Source organism: Frankia tisae, from assembly GCF_025403405.1.
GTDB lineage: Bacteria > Actinomycetota > Actinomycetes > Frankiales > Frankiaceae > Frankia > Frankia tisai.
Genome location: NZ_JANEZT010000101.1, coordinates 1 through 18,142 on the forward strand (window position 1 = coordinate 1; position 18,142 = coordinate 18,142).

Genomic DNA, 18,142 nt, shown 5'->3' on the forward strand with positions numbered 1-18,142 from the left:
GGTGGGGCGGGTCGCCGGGCGGGCGGTCATCCGTGCGGCAGACGCCGCCGCGACCTCATCGGCATCCACCTCGACCTCGTCGTAGTCGTAGTCGTAGTCGTCGTAGCCGACGCCGTCGTAGCCGGCGGGCGCAACGGACGGCGCGTAGCCGTACAGGACCTTCGCGTGGCCGCCACTTGCCGGCCGACTCGGAGCGGCCTCGTCCCACCCGGCCGAGGCCGCATAGCCGGCCCGTCCATCGGCCGCGGCCGGCCCCTCGGCATAGGTTCCGTCGTCGGGCCCGGTGTCGTCACGATTCGCGAGCTGGGTGGCCATCAGGCTGCCGAGGTCGATCGTCTCCGCCCGGGCGTGCGCCAACTCCTCGGGGGTGAGCTCCTCCGCCGGCTCGGGACCCAGGTGCCGTTCGCTCGTGCTCGCCGCGGAGTCCCGCTCGTGGTAGGCGAAGGAGGAGCCGACCGAGCGACGGCGGCTGCGGGCGACCCGCTCGGCCTCTATCCGGCGCTCGATCGAGACCCGGGTGATCGCGAGTCGGCGTTCGACCTGGGCTGCGCGCCGCAGATGGAAGAGGTACCCGGCGAACCCGAGATCGGTCAGCAACTGCACGGCGATCCACATCCCGCCGAACACGGCGGCCAACACGACCGTCACCGGGAGCAGGGCCGCCACCAGGATCAGCCGCTGCCGGCGGACCCGCATCAGGGCCGCCCGCTCGGCGGCCACCCGGTGCAGCGCGACGGTGCGGCGGGAGTCGACCCGCGGCTCGTCGCCGCGGACCATGCCGTCGTCGCCAGCCGACCCCGGCCTGCCCGAAGCCCCCGCCCGTGCCGACGTCGCAGCCCGCCCCGAAGTCCCAGGCCCGCCCGGAGTGCCGGGCCAGCCCAGGGTCGCGGGCCTGCCCGCAGCGCCAGGGCCAGTGCCAGAACCAGAGCCAGAGCCACCGGGCGTCCGAGGTCCGGCCGAGTCGAGCTGCGGCGCCGGGCCGCGCAGGCTCCCGGCCGCGTCGACCGGCGCGGCGCCGTCGGAGTCCGCGGGGGAGCCTGGACGCGCGGCCACCCGCGCCGCGTAGGAGTCCCGCGCCGTGCCGGGCGGCGCGTCACGCCAGCCGCCGGATTCGCCCTGCGCGGCCGGCGGGCCCGCTGGCGCGGACTCCACGGGAGCGATGGGATCGCGCGAATCCGCGTGCGACATACCCGTTCCTCTCACCCCGCCGAGACGCTCATGGTCACTGTCGAATTGATCGGGGTCGGCCTCGTCGTGGCCCGATGGACGACGGGAGAGCACCCGCATCGCCCCCGTGAACCGTTCGGTGGAACGCTGCTCCGACGCCGTGTCATGGCGGCGCAGCCACATGGGGATCAACACGAAACCCCATACCGCAACAATCGCCGCCCAGATCAGGGCGCTCATCGAAGTACCGCCGTCCGGCTGGTGTGGATTGCGCGATGATCCGATGGCGGGACCGGCACGATCCCCGCGTCGGACGCCGGGCACGCACCGTCCGCGCGGGGCGCGGCGAGCGCGGCGGGCGCGGAGGTGCTGACCATGAGGAGCCTCTTCCCGACATCAGCGGATTGCGATTTCGAGGTTGACGCTAGTGAGCGAAATCCATGTGGTCACCGACCCGAACCCCGCGTGTCGCATCCGCAATCGGATGGGTGATGGTCGTCCGACCGTCGTCTAACCGGCTCCGCAGACCTCCGTCGGGCTCCGCCCGCCATACGGAAGCACTCGGGGAGAGCACGAGCCTCCAGCAGGTCGCTGCGAATGAGCTCGGGTGTGAGTGTCGGAACAACGCGCCGTGACCGCATCGGACGGGCGTCTGGTTACCGACACCCCCCGCCGGGCGGAGTGGAACTCGTCACCCCACCCACGGCATTACCCGGAAGCGGGCCCCCGGTCCCCCGGCGGGGGCCTCCACTCGGCCCGGACCACCGACGCTCAGGGCCGGCTCACTCAGGGCTGGCTCGCTCAAGGCCGGCTGTAGTGACTCCCCCGCCAGCGGCGCACGAGCCCCTCGGGCACGTCCTCGGTCGTCAGCGCGAATCCGAGGTGGTCGCGGTAGTGGCCGTCGATGGCGAGATAGTGCCGGTGCAGGCCCTCCTCGCGGAAGCCGAGCTTGGCCAGCACCCGCTGGCTGGCGACGTTTTCCGGCCGCACATTGGCCTCGACGCGGTGCAGGCCGACCGGGCCGAAACAGTGGTCGACGACGAGTGCCAGGGCGGTCGGGGTGATGCCCCGGCCGGCGAAGCCGCTGTCCACCCAGTAGCCGACCTGCGCGCTGTTGAAGGCGCCGCGGGCAATCGTCGAGACCGTCACCTGGCCGACGAGCCGGCCGTGAAGAACGACCCCGAACGGCAGCGCCATGCCAACCCGCGCCTGCTGGCGCAGTCGGTGCCACATCTGCCGATACACCGAGATGGTCTGCCGCTGCGCCCAGGTCTCGCGCACCAGGACCAGACCCGGCGGGGTCGCCTCCCACGGGGCCAGCCAGTCGGCGTTGCGCAGCCGCATCTCCACCCACGCGGAGGCGTCGCGCAGCCGCAGCGGGCGCACCGTCACCGATCCCTCGGACAGCACCGCCGGCCAGCCCGGAGCCCGCATCACCGTGGCCTATTCCGCCGTCCCGGCCACGCCGGGCACAGCCGCATGATCATCTACTCCGCGGAGCTGGGCCACGGCATGTCCGACCACACCCGCGAGCACACCCAGCCCGTCCCGGACACCTCCCGTCGAGCCCGGCAGGTTCACCACCAGCGTCGCCGCGGCCGTCCCGGCGAGCCCACGGGAGAGCACCGCCGCGGGGACGGCGTCGCGACCCGCGGCCCGCAGCGCCTCGGCGAGCCCGGGGATCGGCCGCTCGATGACCTCGCCGGTCGCCTCGGGGGTGATGTCCCGCGGCCCGAGGCCGGTCCCGCCGGTGGTGACGACCAGGTCGATCCCGTCGGCGACCGCGGCCCGCAGGGCGGCCGCGATCCGCTCGCGGTCGTCGGGGATGATCTGTGCCGGACCGACGGCGAAGCCGAGCTCGGCCAGCCCGGCGACGAGCACCGGACCGGACCGGTCCGGATAGGCACCCCGGTACGCCCGATCGGACACCGTGACGACCCGGGCACGCGCCCCCGGCGGCACCCTCGACGACCGGCTCACCGGACCTCCCGGGAGGGTTCGGCGCGCCAGTCTCCGTGGCGCCCGCCCGTCTTGGCCAGCACCCGCACGCCGGTCAGCTCCGCGCCGGGATCGACCGCCTTGACCATGTCGTGCAGGGTCAGCCCGGCCACGGCGACGGCGGTCAGCGCCTCCATCTCGACGCCGGTCCGGTCGGCCGTCCGCACGGTGGCGGTGATCTCCACTCCGTCGTCACGGACGGTGAGCTCGACGGTGACCCCGGAGATCGCGATGGGATGGCAGAGCGGGACGAGCTCGGGCGTGCGCTTCGCGCCCATGATCCCCGCGATCCGGGCGGTCCCGAGCGCGTCCCCCTTCGGCACGCCGGCGCCGCGCAGCAGCCCCACCACCTCGGGGGTGACCCTCAGCAGGCCGGTGGCGGTCGCCGTACGGGCGGTCACGTCCTTGGCCGTGACGTCGACCATCCGGGCCGCGCCGTGCTCGTCGACGTGGGTGAGCCGGGGTGCGGTCATCGTGCGATCGGCTCCGCTGGCCCCGCGCTCGGGTCCGACGTGTCGGTATCCGCCCAGCCCATGCCGGAGAGGATGGCGCCTGCGTCGGCTCCGAGCAACAGCGCCGACAGCCGGGTCCCGGCCGGAACCTTCGTCACCTCCTCGGGGATGATGACCAACGCCTGCGCGCCGGCCAGCGAGGTGAGCTGGTGCGAACCCTGACCGCCGGCCAGGCGGGCGACGGTTCGCGGGCCGGGCCGGCCGTCGTCGCCGAGATGGGCGAGGCCGACCCGCACGAACGTGCGCCGGCCGGGCGGGGAATGCAGCTCCGTGTCGACCGTCACGACGATCCGCGGCAGACCGGTGGCGGCCAGCCCGCGCATCCGCTGCAACGCCGGGCGGACGAACAGCTCGAACGAGACCAGCGCGCTGACCGGATTGCCCGGCAGCGTGAAGATCGGCACCCCCTCGACCAGGCCGAAGCCCTGCGGCTTGCCGGGCTGCATCGCCACCGTGTCGAACCGGACGGTGCCGGACCCGGTGAGGACTTCCTTGACGACGTCGTAGGCGCCGACGCTCACCCCGCCGGTGGTCACCACCGCGTCGACCTCTCCCAGCACCCCATGGAGGGCCTTGGCGAAGGCGTCGGGCTCGTCGGGCACGCCGGTCAGCCGGCGCACCAGCGCGCCGGCCTCGCGGGCGGCGGCGGCGATGCCGTGACTGTTGGAGTCGACGATCTGCCCGGCGCCCAGCGGCGAGCCGACCTCGACGAGCTCGGTGCCCGTGGACAGCACCGCCACCCGGGGCCGCGGGTGCACCGGGGGGCGCGCCACGTTGACGGCGGCGAGCAGGCCGATCTGCGCCGAGCCGATGACCGTCCCCGCGGGCAGCACCAACGCGCCGGGGGTGACGTCCTCGCCCGCGCGGCGGACGTGCAGCCCCCGGTCGGCGGGCCGGCGGATCGCGACCGACTCGCGGCCGCCGTCGGTCCACTCGAGCTGGACCACGGCGTCCGCGCCGCGGGGCAGCGGAGCGCCGGTCATGATCCGCACCACCGTGCCGGGTTTCAGCGGCGCCGGTGTGCCGGGCCCGGCCGGGATCTCACCGACGACCGGCAGGGTGGTGGGGGCGTCCTCGGTGGCCTCGGCGACGTCAGCGGCCCGCACGGCGTATCCGTCCATGGCCGAGTTGTCGAAGCTGGGCAGGGCCACGGTCGCCCGGACATCGGCGGCGAGCACGCAGCCGTGGGCCTGCTCCAGCCCGGCGCGGCGGGGGCGGGTCGGCGCCACCGCCGCGAGAATTCGTTCCAGGTGTTCATCCACCGTCGTCATGGGCGCCCGTCCCCGTTCCTGTACCCGTTGATGCCGTCGGGCCATGCGGCCTCACCCGGCATCATCCGGGCTACGGCCATCGGAGCCCGGACACCTCTGTTGCATCAGCGGTCGCGCGGGCGCCACCACCCGTCAGCAATCCGCCGATCCACGGCGGCCTGCGCGCCGATCGCGCCCGGGCCGATCCCGGGAGCGTTCCCGGCCACGCCGGAGGCGTCAAGGTTAAACGAATGCAACTAGGCCAATCGAGGTGTCAGGAACTGGCAGAAATCTTTCCGAATTAGGACAAATTAACCTTCGGCCCGCCGGCGGCGACGTACTCCTCGAGCCACGGATAGAGGTCGGGCCCAAGATCGGGCCGCTCGCAGGCCAGCCGGATGACCGCCTTGAGGTAGTCGACCCGGTCCCCGGTGTCGTAGCGCCGGCCCGTGAACACCACGCCGTGCACCGGCTGGGCTTCGGCGCCCCCGGCCACCGCGCGCAGCGCCAGCGTCCGCAGCGCGTCGGTGATCTGGATCTCTCCGCCCCGCCCGGGCTCGGTGTGTCGCAGCACCTCGAAGATCTCCGGGGCCAGCACGTAGCGGCCGATGATCGCCAGATTGCTCGGCGCCTCCGCGACCGGCGGCTTCTCCACCAGGTCCAGGATGCGCACGATCCCGTACCGATCGTCCGGCCCGGTGGGGACGGACTCCACCGTGGCGACGCCGTACATCGAGACCTGCTCCTCGGGGACCTCCATCAGCGCGATGACGCTGCCACCGAAGCGGGCCTGCACCGCAAGCATTTCCGCCAGCAGCGGGTCGCGCTCGTCGATGAGGTCGTCACCGAGCAGAACGGCGAAGGGCTCGTCACCGACGTGCGCGGCGGCGCACAGGACCGCGTGGCCGAGCCCCCGCGGCGAAGCCTGGCGGACCGTGTGCACCTCGGCGAGCTCAGCCGACGCGCGGACCCGGCGCAGGCGGGTCTCGTCACCCTTGCGCTCCAGCGCGGCCTCGATGTCCATCTCCCGATCGAAATGATCCTCGATCGCCTTTTTCGTACGGCTGGTGACAAGGAGGACGTCGCGCAGGCCGACCCGAGAGGCCTCCTCGACGACGTATTCGATAGCCGGCCTGTCGACGACCGGCAGCATCTCTTTGGGCACGGCCTTGGTGGCCGGCAGGAAGCGAGTGCCCAGGCCCGCGGCCGGGATAACCGCCTTCGTCACTGGCATGAGGGAACCTTAGCCGGGTCGAAGTGCACGAGCACAGCAGCGGCCGCCTTCACGGGCAATGCACAGCTCACACGGTACGCGGCCGAGTGCCGGACACCACCGGCACGGCCACGGCACGGCTACGGCACCCACCGCACGGCCACGGCGCAGCCCGCCAGGCACGCCGGGCGGGCTCGCAACCAGCCCCTGCGGCGCCGACCTGCGGGAGGCTGTTCAGGTGCCGGGAAACCACCTTCCACCCGATCCCCGGCGGGGGACGCCCGCCGCCAAGCCGACGGCCCGTCCGCACTCCTGGGCGGTGGCCGGCGCGGCACCCGGACCGGGTGGTGACGCACCGGCCGGGGCAGGTGCGGACGCCAAGCGACGGCTGCGCGCGCGGCTGCTCTCCCAGCGGCGGACCTCTCTGGCCCTGCGCCACCAGTCCTGCTCACCGGCGGACGCCGCGGTCCTGGTGACCCGAATCCTGCAGATACCCGAGGTCGCCGACGCCCGGTGCGTCGCGGCCTACGTGGGGCTACCCGGGGAGCCCGATCTCGCCGACCTGCTCCCCCGGCTGGTCGCCCGCGGCGCCCGAGTGCTGCTGCCGGTGTTGCGCGCCGATCTCGACCTGGACTTCCGCGAGCACGTCGGCATGCTGGTCCCGGGCGCCCTCGGCACCCGGGAACCCCCCGCGGCGGCACCGCCCGGGGAACTGTCCGAGGCCGAGGCCGTGATCATCCCGGCGCTCGCCGTCGACCGGGCGGGGCGGCGGCTCGGTCGGGGCGGCGGCTCCTACGACCGCGCGCTGCGCCGAGTCACGCCCGACGTCCCGGTGATTGCCGTGCTGTACGACCAGGAGCTGCTCGATCTCGTCCCCACGGAGGAGCACGATCGCGGCGTGCAGATCATCGTCACCCCGAGTCGTACGCTACGGTGCGAACCGACTGACGGCGCCGGGGAACATCTGGGGCCGTCTACAAGCTAAAGTTGGCAGTCGCCACTTCTGAGTGCCAACGCCGGGAGGAGTACGTGCCTACCTACCAGTACCGCTGCACCGACTGCGGACGTGACCTTGAAGTCGCGCAAAGCTTCAGCGACGCGTCACTGACGGAGTGCCCGACCTGCGCCGGACGACTTCGTAAAGTGTTCGGTTCGGTGGGCGTGGTGTTCAAGGGCAGCGGCTTCTACAAGAACGACAGCCGGTCCAGCTCCGCCGGCGGTTCCACGCAGCAGCGCCCAAAGGACACCGCGGACGCCACGAGCTCCAACGCCGACAGCTCCGCCGGCGGTAGCGACTCGTCGTCGACCGCCAGCTCCGACTCGTCGTCGTCCGCCGCGGCGAGCAGCGGCTCGTCCTCGTCGGCCCCCTCTACGTCGAGCACGGCCTCCACCACCGCGGCGGCCTGACCGACCGAAACACCTGCACCGTCTGCCGAAGGCGTCCGGGCGCTTGCCGCCTTGGGCGCCTTCGGCATGGCCGGCGCCGATCGCGGTGCACCCGGCGCGCGGCGGCATGCCGCGCACGCCTTGCCGGGCCAGACCGCGTTCGGCCCACCGCACCACCCCGACGGCCAGGACACGACGCAAGGCCGTGTGACGGGACGCGACGGTCGCAGTCCCGCAGCCGGGCACGCCAGACCGGAGTCACCGGACCGGAGTCACCGGGCAGGAGTCCCGCGCCTGCTCGGCCGGTCGCCCCCGCGGGGGTGACCGGCGACCGGCGCGCTGAACTCAGGCCGGAGCACCGCTGCGCGGTGAACCCGCATTGGAGCTGACGTTCCGTTTCGTGCAGCTCCCCGAAATGCGCTGATAGTGCGATTCAGCACGGCTGCCAGGCATTTCTGTTCGACCCCGGGCGGCATGCGCCGACGAGGGTCGACGGCGGCGGCGGGCGCCGTCCGGAGCGACTCCGGAGCGGGTCACGCGCCCACACCGCCGTACCGGACACACCGCCTACTGTTTGCGGCGTCGATAGTGCTCCACGATCCAGGCGTCTACCTCTCGCTTGCGCCAAACTCGAGTGCCTTTGGCACCACTACCCGTCGGCGCGTTGATGACCTGCAAGGGTGCCGGAAACCGGGAGTCCTTGCGCGTCCAGTAGTCCACCGCCTGGCGAGTGATCTTGAGTTGGAACGCGATGTCCCCGATGCCGACCAACTGCTCACCGTCGTCCACGCGGAACATCGTAACCACTTTGCTCTTCCCCAAGAACCTCGCTAGGGTCTATTTTGCTGCATAGCAAATTTACGGAGGAGGAAACTGATGCCCCCAACACCACGCCGCGTCGATGAGGTCGGGGCCCTGTTAGACCGCGACGAGGACTACGACACCGATCCGATCGGGGATCCGCCGATCACGGTGGGCCGCTACCGGGCGTCCATCCGAGCAGTCCTGGCCGTCCGGACACCGGAGCCCGGGGTCGTCGCTTCCGCGTGGTCCCAGCGGGAGACGGACGCATTCCTGGCAGGCAGCCGGGCCACCCTGCGGCTGGTCGTCGAGGTCATCGGGCATGCCCTGGCCAAGCCGCCGCCCACCCGCAGTGGTTCCGGCGGCGTAGATTGACCGCCGGCGCGCGGCCCGGACCGGGTGGGCATCATCGGTGCCCGGATCCGGGCCACGCGCCCCAGGAGACGGCATTGCACTAGCAGACCCGGGCCGGGCGCCGGGCCGAACAACGGCTCACGCCTAACCCGCCCGGCGAGCGCAGTGTCATCCTGCCGACAATCGTTTCACCAGCGAACTGCCGCCTCGGCCGCGATCGCCGGACCGGGACCGCGGCGGCGAACAAGCCGCGCCACACGAGGGGAAGATCATGGGCGCCACTGAGCCGCTTGACGACGACTCGTTCGACGAACGGGAGATCGGATGGGGCGACGAGTCATTGTCCGAGGAAGACGACCCGGACATCGAGCGACTCCTCGCCGATCTCCCGCCGCACCACGTCGAGCGCTGATCCGGGGAGGACACCGCCGGCCGCCCACAGGAGACGAGGCGGAAAGCGCCGTGCGCGGCCGGCTTTCCCGACGCAATACGTCTACCGGTAGGTAAGCCTGAGCGCCCGCGCCGGCCCCCACGCCAGGCGGGGACGAAAATGCAGGTACCGGGGCACGGTTTACTTCGGTGCATCCGCCCCCAGCACGCGCAATCCGTGGTCGGAGCCGGAGTTCCCACGGGAACCAGGCGCCGAACGGGCCCTGGAGCCGAGGTGGCGCCCTCCAGCAGCCGGGCAAAGGCAGGCCCGGTCTTGCCGCGTCCGGTCGGCGGCTGCTGGTCGTTGCCCCTGCCGAGGCCGACGACGACCTTGTCCGCACCTGGCCCGAACCCGAACGGGCGCCGCACCCTCACAGGTACCGTAGGGGGGTACTGGTCAGGTACTGGTCATCGTGGGGGAAGGCGCGGCGGATGCACGGCTACACCGACACCAAGGACGAGTACACCGCCCGGTTGCGCCGCATTGAAGGGCAGGTCCGCGGCCTGCAGCGCATGATCGCTGAAGACAAGTACTGCATCGACATCCTGACCCAGGTCTCGGCCGCGACCCGGGCCCTGCAGTCGGTCGCCCTCGGCCTGTTGGAGGACCATCTCGCGCACTGCGTGGCCCACGCCGCGGCGGAGGGCGGCCCCGTCGCCGAGGAGAAGCTGCGGGAGGCAACCGCCGCGATCGCCCGCCTCGTCCGGTCCTGAGGGCCGGCGCCAGGCGCCTGCCGGCCCAGGGCTGACCACCCGGCGCCTCATCCGGTGCATGGCTCCTCGCCGGTCACCCGATCGGTTCGCCGCGATCGCCCAGCGCCTCCACCAGGTTCGACAGCGCGGGCAGGGCAGTCAGGATGGCCGACCGGTCGGCCTCGACCAGCCGGGCCAGGGCCGCGCCGAGGCGTCGTTCATGGGCGCGCTGCCAGCCGGACAGGGCCGCCGCCCCGGCCGGCGTGAGCCGCAGCAGCGCCGCCCGCCGATCGGCCGGGTCACGCTCTCGGTGCAGGTAACCGGCGTCGGCGAGCTGCTGCACCAGCGTCGAGACGCTGTTCGGGGCGAGCCGCAGCCGCCCGGCGAGCTCACCGACGCGGGTCGCGTCCTTCTCCGCCAGGCACTGCAGGAGCTCCACCTGCGCCATCGGGAGGGACTCCCACGAGTAGTCGGTGCGGATGCTTGTCCGCAGCACGCGGCGCAGCCGGGTGACGACCTCGGTGAGCCGGCGCACGTCCTGGTCGAGACCGGTCGCGGCGTAGCCGGCGGTAGGCGGCAGGCCGGCGGTGGGGCCCTCGGCGACGCCGGGCTCGGGGGAACATCCGGTCAATGCGTCCCTGCCATCATCGTGAACAGCCTCCTGGATCCCGCAGGTTACGCTGCGCGGCGACGACTGCGGCGCGCCGCGACCATCGATCGGCCCACACCGGGGCCCGTCGTGGCCGCGAGGTAGCGTCGGGAGGGTGCCGGACGCCACCTCACCCGCCGTGGGCGCCGGCATGGTCGATCCGGCCGCGCGAGCGGAACGGATCTGGCTGGACGAGCAGTCCTGGGTCGACGTCACCCGCGGATGGCTGCGCGGAGCGGACGAGCTGTGCGAGGCGATGCGTTCGGGCCTGCCCTGGCGGCAAGGGACCATGTGGCGCTACGAACGTCAGGTCACCGAGCCGCGGTTGACCACGTGGGTCCCCCGCGGTGCGGCGGTGCCCTTCCCCGCCCTGCTGGATGCCTACCGGGCCCTGCGCCGCACCTACGGGGTGGAGTTCGACGGGTTCGGCATGTCCATGTACCGCAACAGCTCCGATTCCGTCGGCTTCCACCGCGACCGCGAGATGCGCTGGCTGGATGACACGATCATCGCCATCCTCACCCTCGGCGCGCAGCGGCCGTTCCTGGTGAAGTCACGCCACCTGCCGCCGGGCCGGCGGCTCCTCAACGATCCGCAGGCGCCGGGCGGGCGCGATCTGTCCCCCGCCGGTGGGGATCTGATCGTGCTGGGCGGCCGCGCCCAGGCCGACTGGCTGCACGCGGTGCCCCGGGTACCCGGGCACGTCGGCGCCCGCATCTCCGTGCAGTGGCGCTGGACTTCCCGGGCCGGCCGGCCCGAACAGGGACCCGGCTACGGCGCGGCCCGGCACTTCAGCCGGTAGTCAGTCGCAGGGCGGGTTGTAGCGCCGGTGGCCGAGATAGCTGCGCCACTGCTCACGACTGATGCGGTCGCCGACCCGGGCGCACACCTCGTCCTGTGCCGCGAGCAGATCGAGCTGCCAGAGCCGGACGCTGTCCCCGGTGGCGGCCGCCAGGGTGCCGGCGGGCCCGGCGAGGCCGAGGGTGGTGGTGGTGCCGGGGTTGGCACCGACCGGCAGGACACCGCGGCGCACCGGTCGCACCGGCGACGACATGTCCCACAGCGTGATCTGACCGGCCGCGCCGCCGACGGCGAGCACTCGGCCGTCCGCGGACAACGCGAGCGCCCCGGCCGGATCCGGGGCGACGGCCGGGGCCGGTCCGGGCGCGATGGACGTCAACCGGCGCAGGCCCCGCGGATCGCCGAGCCCGAAAATCTCCGTCTGGACGCCGCGGGCAGTCGTGGTGGTCGCCGCGAACCAGCGGCTGTCCGGGCTGACGGCGATCGCCCGAACGTTCGCCGCGGCGGTGCGCTCCGCGCGGCTTCGCGGGTTCCGCGGATCGGCGACGTCCCACACGGCGAGGTGACCTGGGCCGCCGAGCACGAGCGAACGCCCGTCGGGGGTGAAGGCCACGCTGGTGACCTCCGCCGGCAGGGCCAGCACGGCGAGGGCACGCGGCGTGCGTGGGCGGCGAACGTCCCACAGCCGGACCGTCCGATCCGCTCCCGCCGAGGCGAGCGTCCGGCCGTCCGCACTGGCCGCGACGGCCGTCACGGCGCCGACGTGACCGCGCAGGCCCATGAGCGGGGTCACGTCGGCTGCGGCGGTCCGCACCTGGTCCAGCTCGCCGTCATCCACGAGCCGTGGCGGGATCAGCTGCCATAGCCGGAGCACCCCGTCCGCGCCGGCCGTCACGACGGTCTGCGGCGCCGGGGCCGCGGCGGACGCGGACGGGCCCGACACGGTCGTGACGGCACGCAGCGCCGATCCGACCGCCCCACCGGCGGCCGTCCCACCAGCGGCAGAGTCCGCGTCGTCGGGGCTGAACTCGGTGGCGCTGAAGCCGCGCCGGGCGGCGCCGACGGAGCGGTTGCCGGAGCCGGCCGCGAGCTGTCGGCGATCGACGGTGGTCGCCGGTGGGGCCCCGGCCAGATCACCGACCCGATGGACCCGGGCGGGATCGGCGATGTCCCACACGGACCCGCCGGCATCGCCGACCACGATCAGGTACCGGCCGTCCGAGGTGACCCGCAGGCCACGGATGGCACCGGCCGACGCGGCGATCTGCCGGACGCTCGCCTCTACCAGCGCCTGGGCGGCCGGCGGGGTCGGCTCGATCCGGTACGCGGCGACAGCAAGCTGCCCGGCAAGGTCCGGTTCCCGGTCGAGCAGGCGGATCGCGGTCCCGGCCGCATGGCGCGACGCCGCCGGGCCGCCGCGGTCGCGCATGGTGCCCAGGACCGCGAACGCCGGGATGATCAGCAGTGACGTCGCCGCACCGAGCGACAGCACGCGCCGCAGCCACCCGCGATCCGGTCGGCCGTGGTGCGGCGCCGCCGTCGCCGGGCCCTGCGGGATCTCGTCGCCGCGCCCGGGTCGGGGGGACGGACCGCTGGGGAGAGGGGGCGTCTCGTCTCCGGACGGCTGCCGGGAACCGACCGGTCGAGATAAGAGCGTTGGACCGGCCGGGCTCGCGGGGCGCGGTGACGTCCCTGCCCGCGCGGCCGGCGCGTCAGGCATCTCATCGCCTGTACGCCTCGCCGCCGCCCACGGCCGGGCTCGTCGGCGACGAGCCCGGCCGTGGGCGGCGGGCCGGCGGTCACCGACGTCGCCCGGGACATCGGCGCAACGGCGCCGGCGTCGGCGACGGCGGGGAGCCACGGCATGACGTGATCGGCTCCGGACCACGTGTCGTCCTCGGGGGCACCGACCATGAGGTGCTCGAGCAGGTCGACGGCGCGGGGCCGACGCTTGGGGTCCTTGCGCATCGCGGCCGCGACCAGTTCGCGCAGCTCGGGATCCAGCTCCGACAGATCGGGCTCGGCGTAGACAGCGCGTTGGAGCAGGGCACGCGGCGTCCCGGCACCGAACGGCGGGTGGCCGGTCGCGGCGAACAGCAGCACGCCGCCCCAGGTAAAGATGTCGGACGCAGCGGTCACGGCCTGCCCGAGAGCCTGTTCCGGGCTGATGAACGCGAGTGTCCCGATGCCGGCCATGGAAGTGCCCGAATTGTCGGCGGGTACGGCGTTCAGCACCCGAGCAAGTCCAAAGTCGACCAATCGCAACCCTTGCCCGGAAAGCACCACATTGGTCGGCTTCAAATCACCGAAGACAATTCCCTCGCCATGGAGCGCGGACAACGCAGCCGCAAGCCCGACGGCGAGCCGGGCGGTGTCGGCCGAGTGCAACGGACCGTCGTCCTCGACGCTGGCAGCGAGGGTCGGTGCGTCGATGTACTCGACGACCACGTAAGGGGGACGGGCCAGCGTATCCAGGTCCAGGATCGCGGCGAGGCAGAACGGGGCCAGCCGCCGCAGATGATCGAGGTCGATGCGCAGGCGGCGACGGAACTCCGTGTCACGACCAAACGGCGCCGTGATCAGTTTGATGAGGACAGGCTGCGCAAGATTGTTACGGGCGAGAAACACCGGGCCTGTCCCGGCCTCGACCAGCTTCCGTTCAACCGTGTACGGACCGATAGTCCTTGGATCCAACCCGGCAAGAGCATGGGGAGTGCGCCGGGCAATCGCCATACGACGAAACCTCCTACGGCTGCACAAACCGGCCGTGCGGGCACGGCGGCGGATCTGGTCGACAAAAGCATGCTATCGGCGCGGAGCGGGGGTGGGGACGGCATCCATTCGGTCGCGGCGTGGTGTCAGCCGGGACCGTCGGGATATGAGCGACCCGACACGGACGTTCCAATGCGGCTGGGCGACCGATCTGGCGCTGGTCGGCGCCGTTCCTACGACGAAGCGTGAGGAATCGGCAACGGGATGAAGCCTCCGATCGGGTCCGTCGCCATCCCCGACGACGGTGTGATGTGACCGACACAACGCACCTGCCACACGCCGGAGGCCCCCCGGCCGGGTACCCGCGGTACCCCGCCGCGCACCTGCGGCCCCCATCCGGACGGCCGGCCAGCAGTCCCTCTGCGCGGCACCGCGACTACAGGAAGGCGCGGTGCCACCGGCGGGGCGAACCGGCCGACGTCATGGGCTACCCCAGCCCGCAGCTCGGTCGGGCGACCCCGCCCGCGCCGCCCCGCCACCGCGGCATCGAACCGCCGAAGCAGGCAAACAACGCCGACAACGCCCGCGGACAATCCCGGCGGCTGCCGTCAGGTGTTGTTCGAACGAGCGAAGGGCTGCAGCCGGGCGACCAGCCCGCGCACCTCCGCACCGGCCGCCGCGAGCGTCTCCTCGGGGGAGCTCTCGGCGCCGCCTTCCAGTAGGACATCGAGCGCGATGAGCCGCTCGGCGACCTCCGCCATCAGGTCGAAGTCCCGGACCCGCTGATGGGCCAGCTCGGACAGCCGCTCGTTCTTCTCGAACAACTCCACGAACACGCTGACCTTCGCCCGCAGCAACCAGGGATCGAAGGGCTTCGCAATGTAGTCGACCGCGCCGACAGCGTAACCGCGGAACGCATGGTGCGGCTCCCGATCGATCGCCGTGAGAAAGATGATCGGGGTGTCTCGGGTGCGCCCACGCTGCTTGATCCGATGCGCCGTCTCGAATCCGTCCATCCCAGGCATCTGCACGTCCAGCAGGATCACTGCGAAGTCGTCGACGAGAAGGCGTTTGAGTGCCTCCTCGCCCGACGACGCCGTGACAAGATCCTGATCCAGGGAGGCGAGAATCGCCTCCAGTGCCATGAGATTGTCGGCTCGGTCGTCGACCAACAGGATCTTGCTGCGGGGTCGTTCCGTGGCCGGCCCGCCTTCGCCGTCGACGGAACCGCCGCTCCGCTCGGTCACCCGCCTGCCTCCTCCTTCGCGATCGCCTTGCCGGTCCATGGTGGGTGTCGCCACCCCACCACCATCGCTGATCGCTCCCGACGGCATCTCACCGCCCCACCGATAGGCACCCGAATGCGCACGATACGCGATCTGATCAATACAGATACGACCGCATCACCCCGAGGAGATGATCGAGATCCACCGGCTTGGTGATGTAGTCCGTGGCGCCGGCGGTGATGCTCTTCTCCCGGTCCCCGGGCATGGCCTTCGCGGTCAGCACCAGTATCGGCAGGTCGGCGAAGGCCGGCATGTCCCGGATCATCGAAGTCGTCTCGTTGCCGTCCATGCCGGGGAGCATGACGTCCATCAGGACGAGGTGCACCGGCGCGGTGTCCTGCTGGAGGGTGCGGATCGCGTCGTGGCCGTTGTCGGCGTAGAGGACCCGCATTCCGTACATCTCCAGGGCGCTCGTGAGCGCGAACACGTTGCGCACGTCGTCGTCCACGACCAGGACGGTCGTTCCGATCAGCGGGTCGGACTCGTCGAGGTCGCCTGTGGCCAGCCGGGCGCCGGTGTCGGCCGGCTCCGTCAGGAACGGGGTGCCCACCGTCGTGTCGCTCGACCGCCAGTCCGTGGTGCGCGCGGGCGAGGCCGGCGGCAAGGCCCGGTTCTCGACCGGGCCGGCATGGGCCTCGGCCCCGTTCACCCCACCAGCCCCGTTCACCCCGCCTGCGCCGTTCACCTCGCCGTCGGCGGTGGTCATCGGCGTGGTCGCGCCGTTGTACTGGCCGGCAACGCCACCGATGCGGTCGGCGATCCCGTTGCGCCAGCCCTGCGCGGGCGGGTAGCCGGCCGCGGCCTGGCCCGCTCGCACCGGCTCGTCCAGGCCCCAACCAGCACCGTCCGACACTCCGACGATCATGAGGACGTCGTCGGGCTCGCCCGGCGTGACCCCGAAGGTTGGTATCTGCGCGAGCGGAGCCGCCGGCAGGTAGAGAGTGAAGGTACTGCCGTGGCCGACCGCGCTGGACACCGCGATCGAGCCGCCGAGCAGGCGGGCGATCTCCTTGCTGATGGACAGGCCGAGCCCGGTGCCGCCGTAGCGGCGCGACGTGGTGCCGTCGGCCTGCTGGAACGCCTCGAAGATCATGCGTAGCTTGTCGGCGGCGATGCCGATGCCGGTGTCGCTGACCGCGAAGGACAGCACCGTGCCGGCCGAGCGCAGGTGCGACGCCAGGTGCGGCAGGTCGGGGCGGGCGAGGGTGACGTCGAGGCGAACGGTGCCACTGTCGGTGAACTTCACCGAGTTGGACAGCAGGTTCTTGAGCACCTGCTGCAGGCGCTGCTCGTCGGTGACGAACTCGGCCGGCACGTCGGCGGCGAGGTTGACCTCGAACGCCAGCCCCTTCTCGTCCGCGACGGGGCCGAAGACCCCGGCGACGGCGTCGCACAGGGCGGCGGTGCTCACGTTGGCGGCGTCGACGTCCATCTTGCCGGCCTCGACCTTGGACAGGTCGAGGATGTCGTTGATCAGGCCGAGCAGCTCGGAGCCGGCGGAATGGATCGTCTCGGCGAAGTCGATCTGCTTGCGGGACAGGTTGCGATCGGGGTTGTCGGCGAGCAGCTTGGCGAGGATGAGCAGGCTGTTCAGCGGCGTGCGCAGCTCGTGGCTCATGTTCGCCAGGAACTCGGTCTTGTACTGCGAGGACAGCGCGAGCTGCTCGGCCTTCTCCTCCAGGCCGATGCGGGCCAGCTCGATCTCGCGGTTCTTGTCCTCCAGCAGCGCCGCCTTCTCCTCCAGTTCGTTGTTGGTGCGCTGCAACTCGACCGACTGCGACCGCAGCTCCTGGGTGAGCCGCTGGGACTGGGCCAGCAGCTCCTCCGTCCGCGCGTTCGCCATGATCGTGTTGAGGACGACGCCGATGGTGTCGACGAGCTGGTCGACCAGGGTCAGGTGCAGCTCGGAGAACGGCGTGAACGACGCCAGCTCGATGACGCCGAGCACCTGGTTCTCGAAGACGACCGGGACGACGACGAGATCGCACGGCGGCGCCTCGCCCAGGCCGCTGCGGATGTTGAGGTAGCCGGCGGGCACGTGCTCGACCCGGATCCGGTTGCGTTCGAGCGCCGCCTGCCCGATCAGGCCCTCGCCGAACAGGAACGTGCCGTCCGAGCGGCGCCGGGGCACCGAGCCGTAACCGGCGACGTAGCGCAGCTTGTCGCCCTCGATGAAGTCCAGCAGGTAGACGGTGCCCTGCTGGGCGTCGACCGCCGGAGTCATCTCACTGATGATCATCTGGCAGACCGCGTAGAGGTCGCGCTGGCCCTGCATCTTGCTGCCGATGCGGGCCAGGTTCGACTTCAGCCAGTCCTGCTGCGCGTTGAGCTCGGTCGTCTCCCGAAGCCGGGCGATCATCTGGTTGATGTTGTCCTTGAGCTCGGCGACCTCGCCCTCCGCCTCCACCGAGATGGACCTGGTCAGGTCGCCTCGGGTGACGGCGGTGGACACGTCGCCGATCGCGCGCAGCTGGATGGTCAGCGTGGAGGCGAGCTGGTTGACGTTGTCGGTGAGGTCCTTCCAGGTTCCGGCCACGCCGGCGACCGTGGCCTGGCCGCCGAGCTTGCCCTCCACGCCGACCTCCCGGCCCACCCGGGTGATCTCCGCGGCGAACGAGGAGAGCTGGTCGACCATCGTGTTGACGGTGTCCTTGAGCTCGGCGATCTCGCCCTGCGCGGTGACGGTGATCTTCTGGGACAGGTCGCCGCGGGCGACCGCCGTGGTGACCAGGGCGATGTTGCGGACCTGGCTGGTCAGGTTGCCGGCCATCGAGTTCACCGACTCGGTGAGGTCCCGCCACACCCCCGACACCCCGCGCACGTACGCCTGCCCGCCCAGGTTGCCCTCGGTGCCGACCTCCCAGCCGACCCGGGTCACCTCGTCGGCGAAC

The 18,142-nt window shown here is 72.1% G+C and carries 18 protein-coding genes and 1 pseudogene; 6 read left to right on the top strand and 13 right to left on the bottom strand.

The features are described from left to right. The 6 genes from NBZ85_RS12225 to galU all read right to left on the bottom strand — a co-directional run. The coding region (locus tag NBZ85_RS12225) for a SepX/GlpR family protein (protein WP_368861373.1) at positions 1-1,407 on the bottom strand (1,407 nt) is incomplete at its 3' end. Positions 1,408-1,968: 561 nt separating this feature from the next. Beyond that, a complete protein-coding gene (locus tag NBZ85_RS12230; protein WP_261561958.1) occupies positions 1,969-2,601 on the bottom strand; it encodes a GNAT family N-acetyltransferase in 633 nt (210 codons plus the stop codon). A 9-nt stretch (positions 2,602-2,610) separates the two neighbouring features. Then, positions 2,611-3,147, bottom strand: coding sequence for a MogA/MoaB family molybdenum cofactor biosynthesis protein (locus tag NBZ85_RS12235; protein ID WP_261561959.1), 537 nt, complete (start codon positions 3,145-3,147; stop codon positions 2,611-2,613). Further along, positions 3,144-3,638 carry a cyclic pyranopterin monophosphate synthase MoaC gene (moaC, locus tag NBZ85_RS12240; RefSeq protein ID WP_261558174.1) on the bottom strand — a complete coding sequence of 165 codons (495 nt, stop codon included), beginning with the start codon at positions 3,636-3,638 and terminating at the stop codon, positions 3,144-3,146. Before moaC ends, NBZ85_RS12235 begins: the two co-directional genes overlap by 4 nt. Continuing rightward, positions 3,635-4,948 (bottom strand): molybdotransferase-like divisome protein Glp, encoded by a 1,314-nt coding sequence (gene glp, locus NBZ85_RS12245; protein ID WP_261561960.1) that lies wholly within the window; start codon positions 4,946-4,948, stop codon positions 3,635-3,637. Before glp ends, moaC begins: the two co-directional genes overlap by 4 nt. 280 nt (positions 4,949-5,228) lie before the next feature. After that, a complete protein-coding gene (galU, locus tag NBZ85_RS12250) occupies positions 5,229-6,161 on the bottom strand; it encodes a UTP--glucose-1-phosphate uridylyltransferase GalU (RefSeq protein WP_261558172.1) in 933 nt (310 codons plus the stop codon). 217 nt (positions 6,162-6,378) lie between these two features. Here galU and NBZ85_RS12255 point away from each other — a divergent pair, with 217 nt between their 5' ends. Together NBZ85_RS12255 and NBZ85_RS34035 are read left to right on the top strand one after the other, a co-directional pair. Next, positions 6,379-7,125 carry a 5-formyltetrahydrofolate cyclo-ligase gene (locus NBZ85_RS12255; RefSeq protein ID WP_261558171.1) on the top strand — a complete coding sequence of 249 codons (747 nt, stop codon included), beginning with the start codon at positions 6,379-6,381 and terminating at the stop codon, positions 7,123-7,125. A gap of 44 nt (positions 7,126-7,169) precedes the next feature. Further along, positions 7,170-7,262 (top strand): annotated as a pseudogene (locus NBZ85_RS34035) (FmdB family zinc ribbon protein); the annotation flags it as partial. A gap of 62 nt (positions 7,263-7,324) precedes the next feature. On the opposite strand, the gene NBZ85_RS34040 reads toward NBZ85_RS34035, so the two are convergent. Together NBZ85_RS34040 and NBZ85_RS12270 are read right to left on the bottom strand one after the other, a co-directional pair. Then, positions 7,325-7,522 carry a hypothetical protein gene (locus NBZ85_RS34040; protein WP_261558170.1) on the bottom strand — a complete coding sequence of 66 codons (198 nt, stop codon included), beginning with the start codon at positions 7,520-7,522 and terminating at the stop codon, positions 7,325-7,327. Positions 7,523-8,093: 571 nt separating this feature from the next. Continuing rightward, entirely contained in the window at positions 8,094-8,324 is a 231-nt protein-coding gene (locus NBZ85_RS12270; protein ID WP_173402713.1) for a hypothetical protein, read from the bottom strand. 78 nt (positions 8,325-8,402) lie between these two features. Here NBZ85_RS12270 and NBZ85_RS12275 point away from each other — a divergent pair, with 78 nt between their 5' ends. The 3 genes from NBZ85_RS12275 to NBZ85_RS12285 all read left to right on the top strand — a co-directional run bounded on the left by NBZ85_RS12275 (position 8,403) and on the right by NBZ85_RS12285 (position 9,824). Next, on the top strand, positions 8,403-8,702 hold the full coding sequence (locus NBZ85_RS12275; protein ID WP_261558169.1) for a hypothetical protein: 300 nt from the start codon (positions 8,403-8,405) through the stop codon (positions 8,700-8,702). Between the two features lie 250 nt (positions 8,703-8,952). Then, positions 8,953-9,093: a hypothetical protein gene (locus NBZ85_RS12280; protein ID WP_261558168.1), complete on the top strand. Its 141-nt coding sequence runs from the start codon at positions 8,953-8,955 to the stop codon at positions 9,091-9,093. A gap of 449 nt (positions 9,094-9,542) precedes the next feature. After that, positions 9,543-9,824, top strand: coding sequence for a metal-sensitive transcriptional regulator (locus NBZ85_RS12285; protein ID WP_261558167.1), 282 nt, complete (start codon positions 9,543-9,545; stop codon positions 9,822-9,824). 73 nt (positions 9,825-9,897) lie between these two features. On the opposite strand, the gene NBZ85_RS12290 is transcribed toward NBZ85_RS12285, so the two are convergent. After that, positions 9,898-10,434 carry a MarR family winged helix-turn-helix transcriptional regulator gene (locus NBZ85_RS12290; protein WP_261561961.1) on the bottom strand — a complete coding sequence of 179 codons (537 nt, stop codon included), beginning with the start codon at positions 10,432-10,434 and terminating at the stop codon, positions 9,898-9,900. A 169-nt stretch (positions 10,435-10,603) separates the two neighbouring features. On the opposite strand from NBZ85_RS12290, the gene NBZ85_RS12295 reads away from it, so the two are divergent. Continuing rightward, on the top strand, positions 10,604-11,254 hold the full coding sequence (locus NBZ85_RS12295) for an alpha-ketoglutarate-dependent dioxygenase AlkB (RefSeq protein ID WP_261558177.1): 651 nt from the start codon (positions 10,604-10,606) through the stop codon (positions 11,252-11,254). On the opposite strand, the gene NBZ85_RS12300 is transcribed toward NBZ85_RS12295, so the two are convergent. From NBZ85_RS12300 to NBZ85_RS12315, 4 genes are all read right to left on the bottom strand, one after another. Further along, positions 11,255-12,745, bottom strand: a complete 1,491-nt coding sequence (locus NBZ85_RS12300) for a WD40 repeat domain-containing protein (RefSeq protein ID WP_261558165.1) — start codon at positions 12,743-12,745, stop codon at positions 11,255-11,257. It lies immediately after the preceding gene. Further along, complete coding sequence (locus tag NBZ85_RS12305) at positions 12,712-13,881, bottom strand: serine/threonine-protein kinase (protein WP_261561962.1); 1,170 nt, start codon at positions 13,879-13,881, stop codon at positions 12,712-12,714. Before NBZ85_RS12305 ends, NBZ85_RS12300 begins: the two co-directional genes overlap by 34 nt. A gap of 692 nt (positions 13,882-14,573) precedes the next feature. Then, positions 14,574-15,212, bottom strand: a complete 639-nt coding sequence (locus NBZ85_RS12310) for a response regulator (RefSeq protein ID WP_261557317.1) — start codon at positions 15,210-15,212, stop codon at positions 14,574-14,576. Positions 15,213-15,348: 136 nt separating this feature from the next. Then, on the bottom strand, positions 15,349-18,142 hold a 2,794-nt coding region (locus NBZ85_RS12315; RefSeq protein WP_261561963.1), incomplete at its 5' end, for an ATP-binding protein.

What these genes read in the sequence shown, in the direction of transcription:
- NBZ85_RS12230 (WP_261561958.1), bottom strand. Translation starts at nt 2,601, where the DNA reads ATGCGGGCTCCGGGCTGGCCGGCGGTGCTGTCCGAGGGATCGGTGACG.
- moaC (WP_261558174.1), bottom strand. Translation starts at nt 3,638, where the DNA reads ATGACCGCACCCCGGCTCACCCACGTCGACGAGCACGGCGCGGCCCGG.
- glp (WP_261561960.1), bottom strand. Translation starts at nt 4,948, where the DNA reads ATGACGACGGTGGATGAACACCTGGAACGAATTCTCGCGGCGGTGGCG.
- galU (WP_261558172.1), bottom strand. Translation starts at nt 6,161, where the DNA reads ATGCCAGTGACGAAGGCGGTTATCCCGGCCGCGGGCCTGGGCACTCGC.
- NBZ85_RS12270 (WP_173402713.1), bottom strand. Translation starts at nt 8,324, where the DNA reads ATGTTCCGCGTGGACGACGGTGAGCAGTTGGTCGGCATCGGGGACATC.
- NBZ85_RS12275 (WP_261558169.1), top strand. Translation starts at nt 8,403, where the DNA reads ATGCCCCCAACACCACGCCGCGTCGATGAGGTCGGGGCCCTGTTAGAC.
- NBZ85_RS12280 (WP_261558168.1), top strand. Translation starts at nt 8,953, where the DNA reads ATGGGCGCCACTGAGCCGCTTGACGACGACTCGTTCGACGAACGGGAG.
- NBZ85_RS12285 (WP_261558167.1), top strand. Translation starts at nt 9,543, where the DNA reads ATGCACGGCTACACCGACACCAAGGACGAGTACACCGCCCGGTTGCGC.
- NBZ85_RS12295 (WP_261558177.1), top strand. Translation starts at nt 10,604, where the DNA reads ATGGTCGATCCGGCCGCGCGAGCGGAACGGATCTGGCTGGACGAGCAG.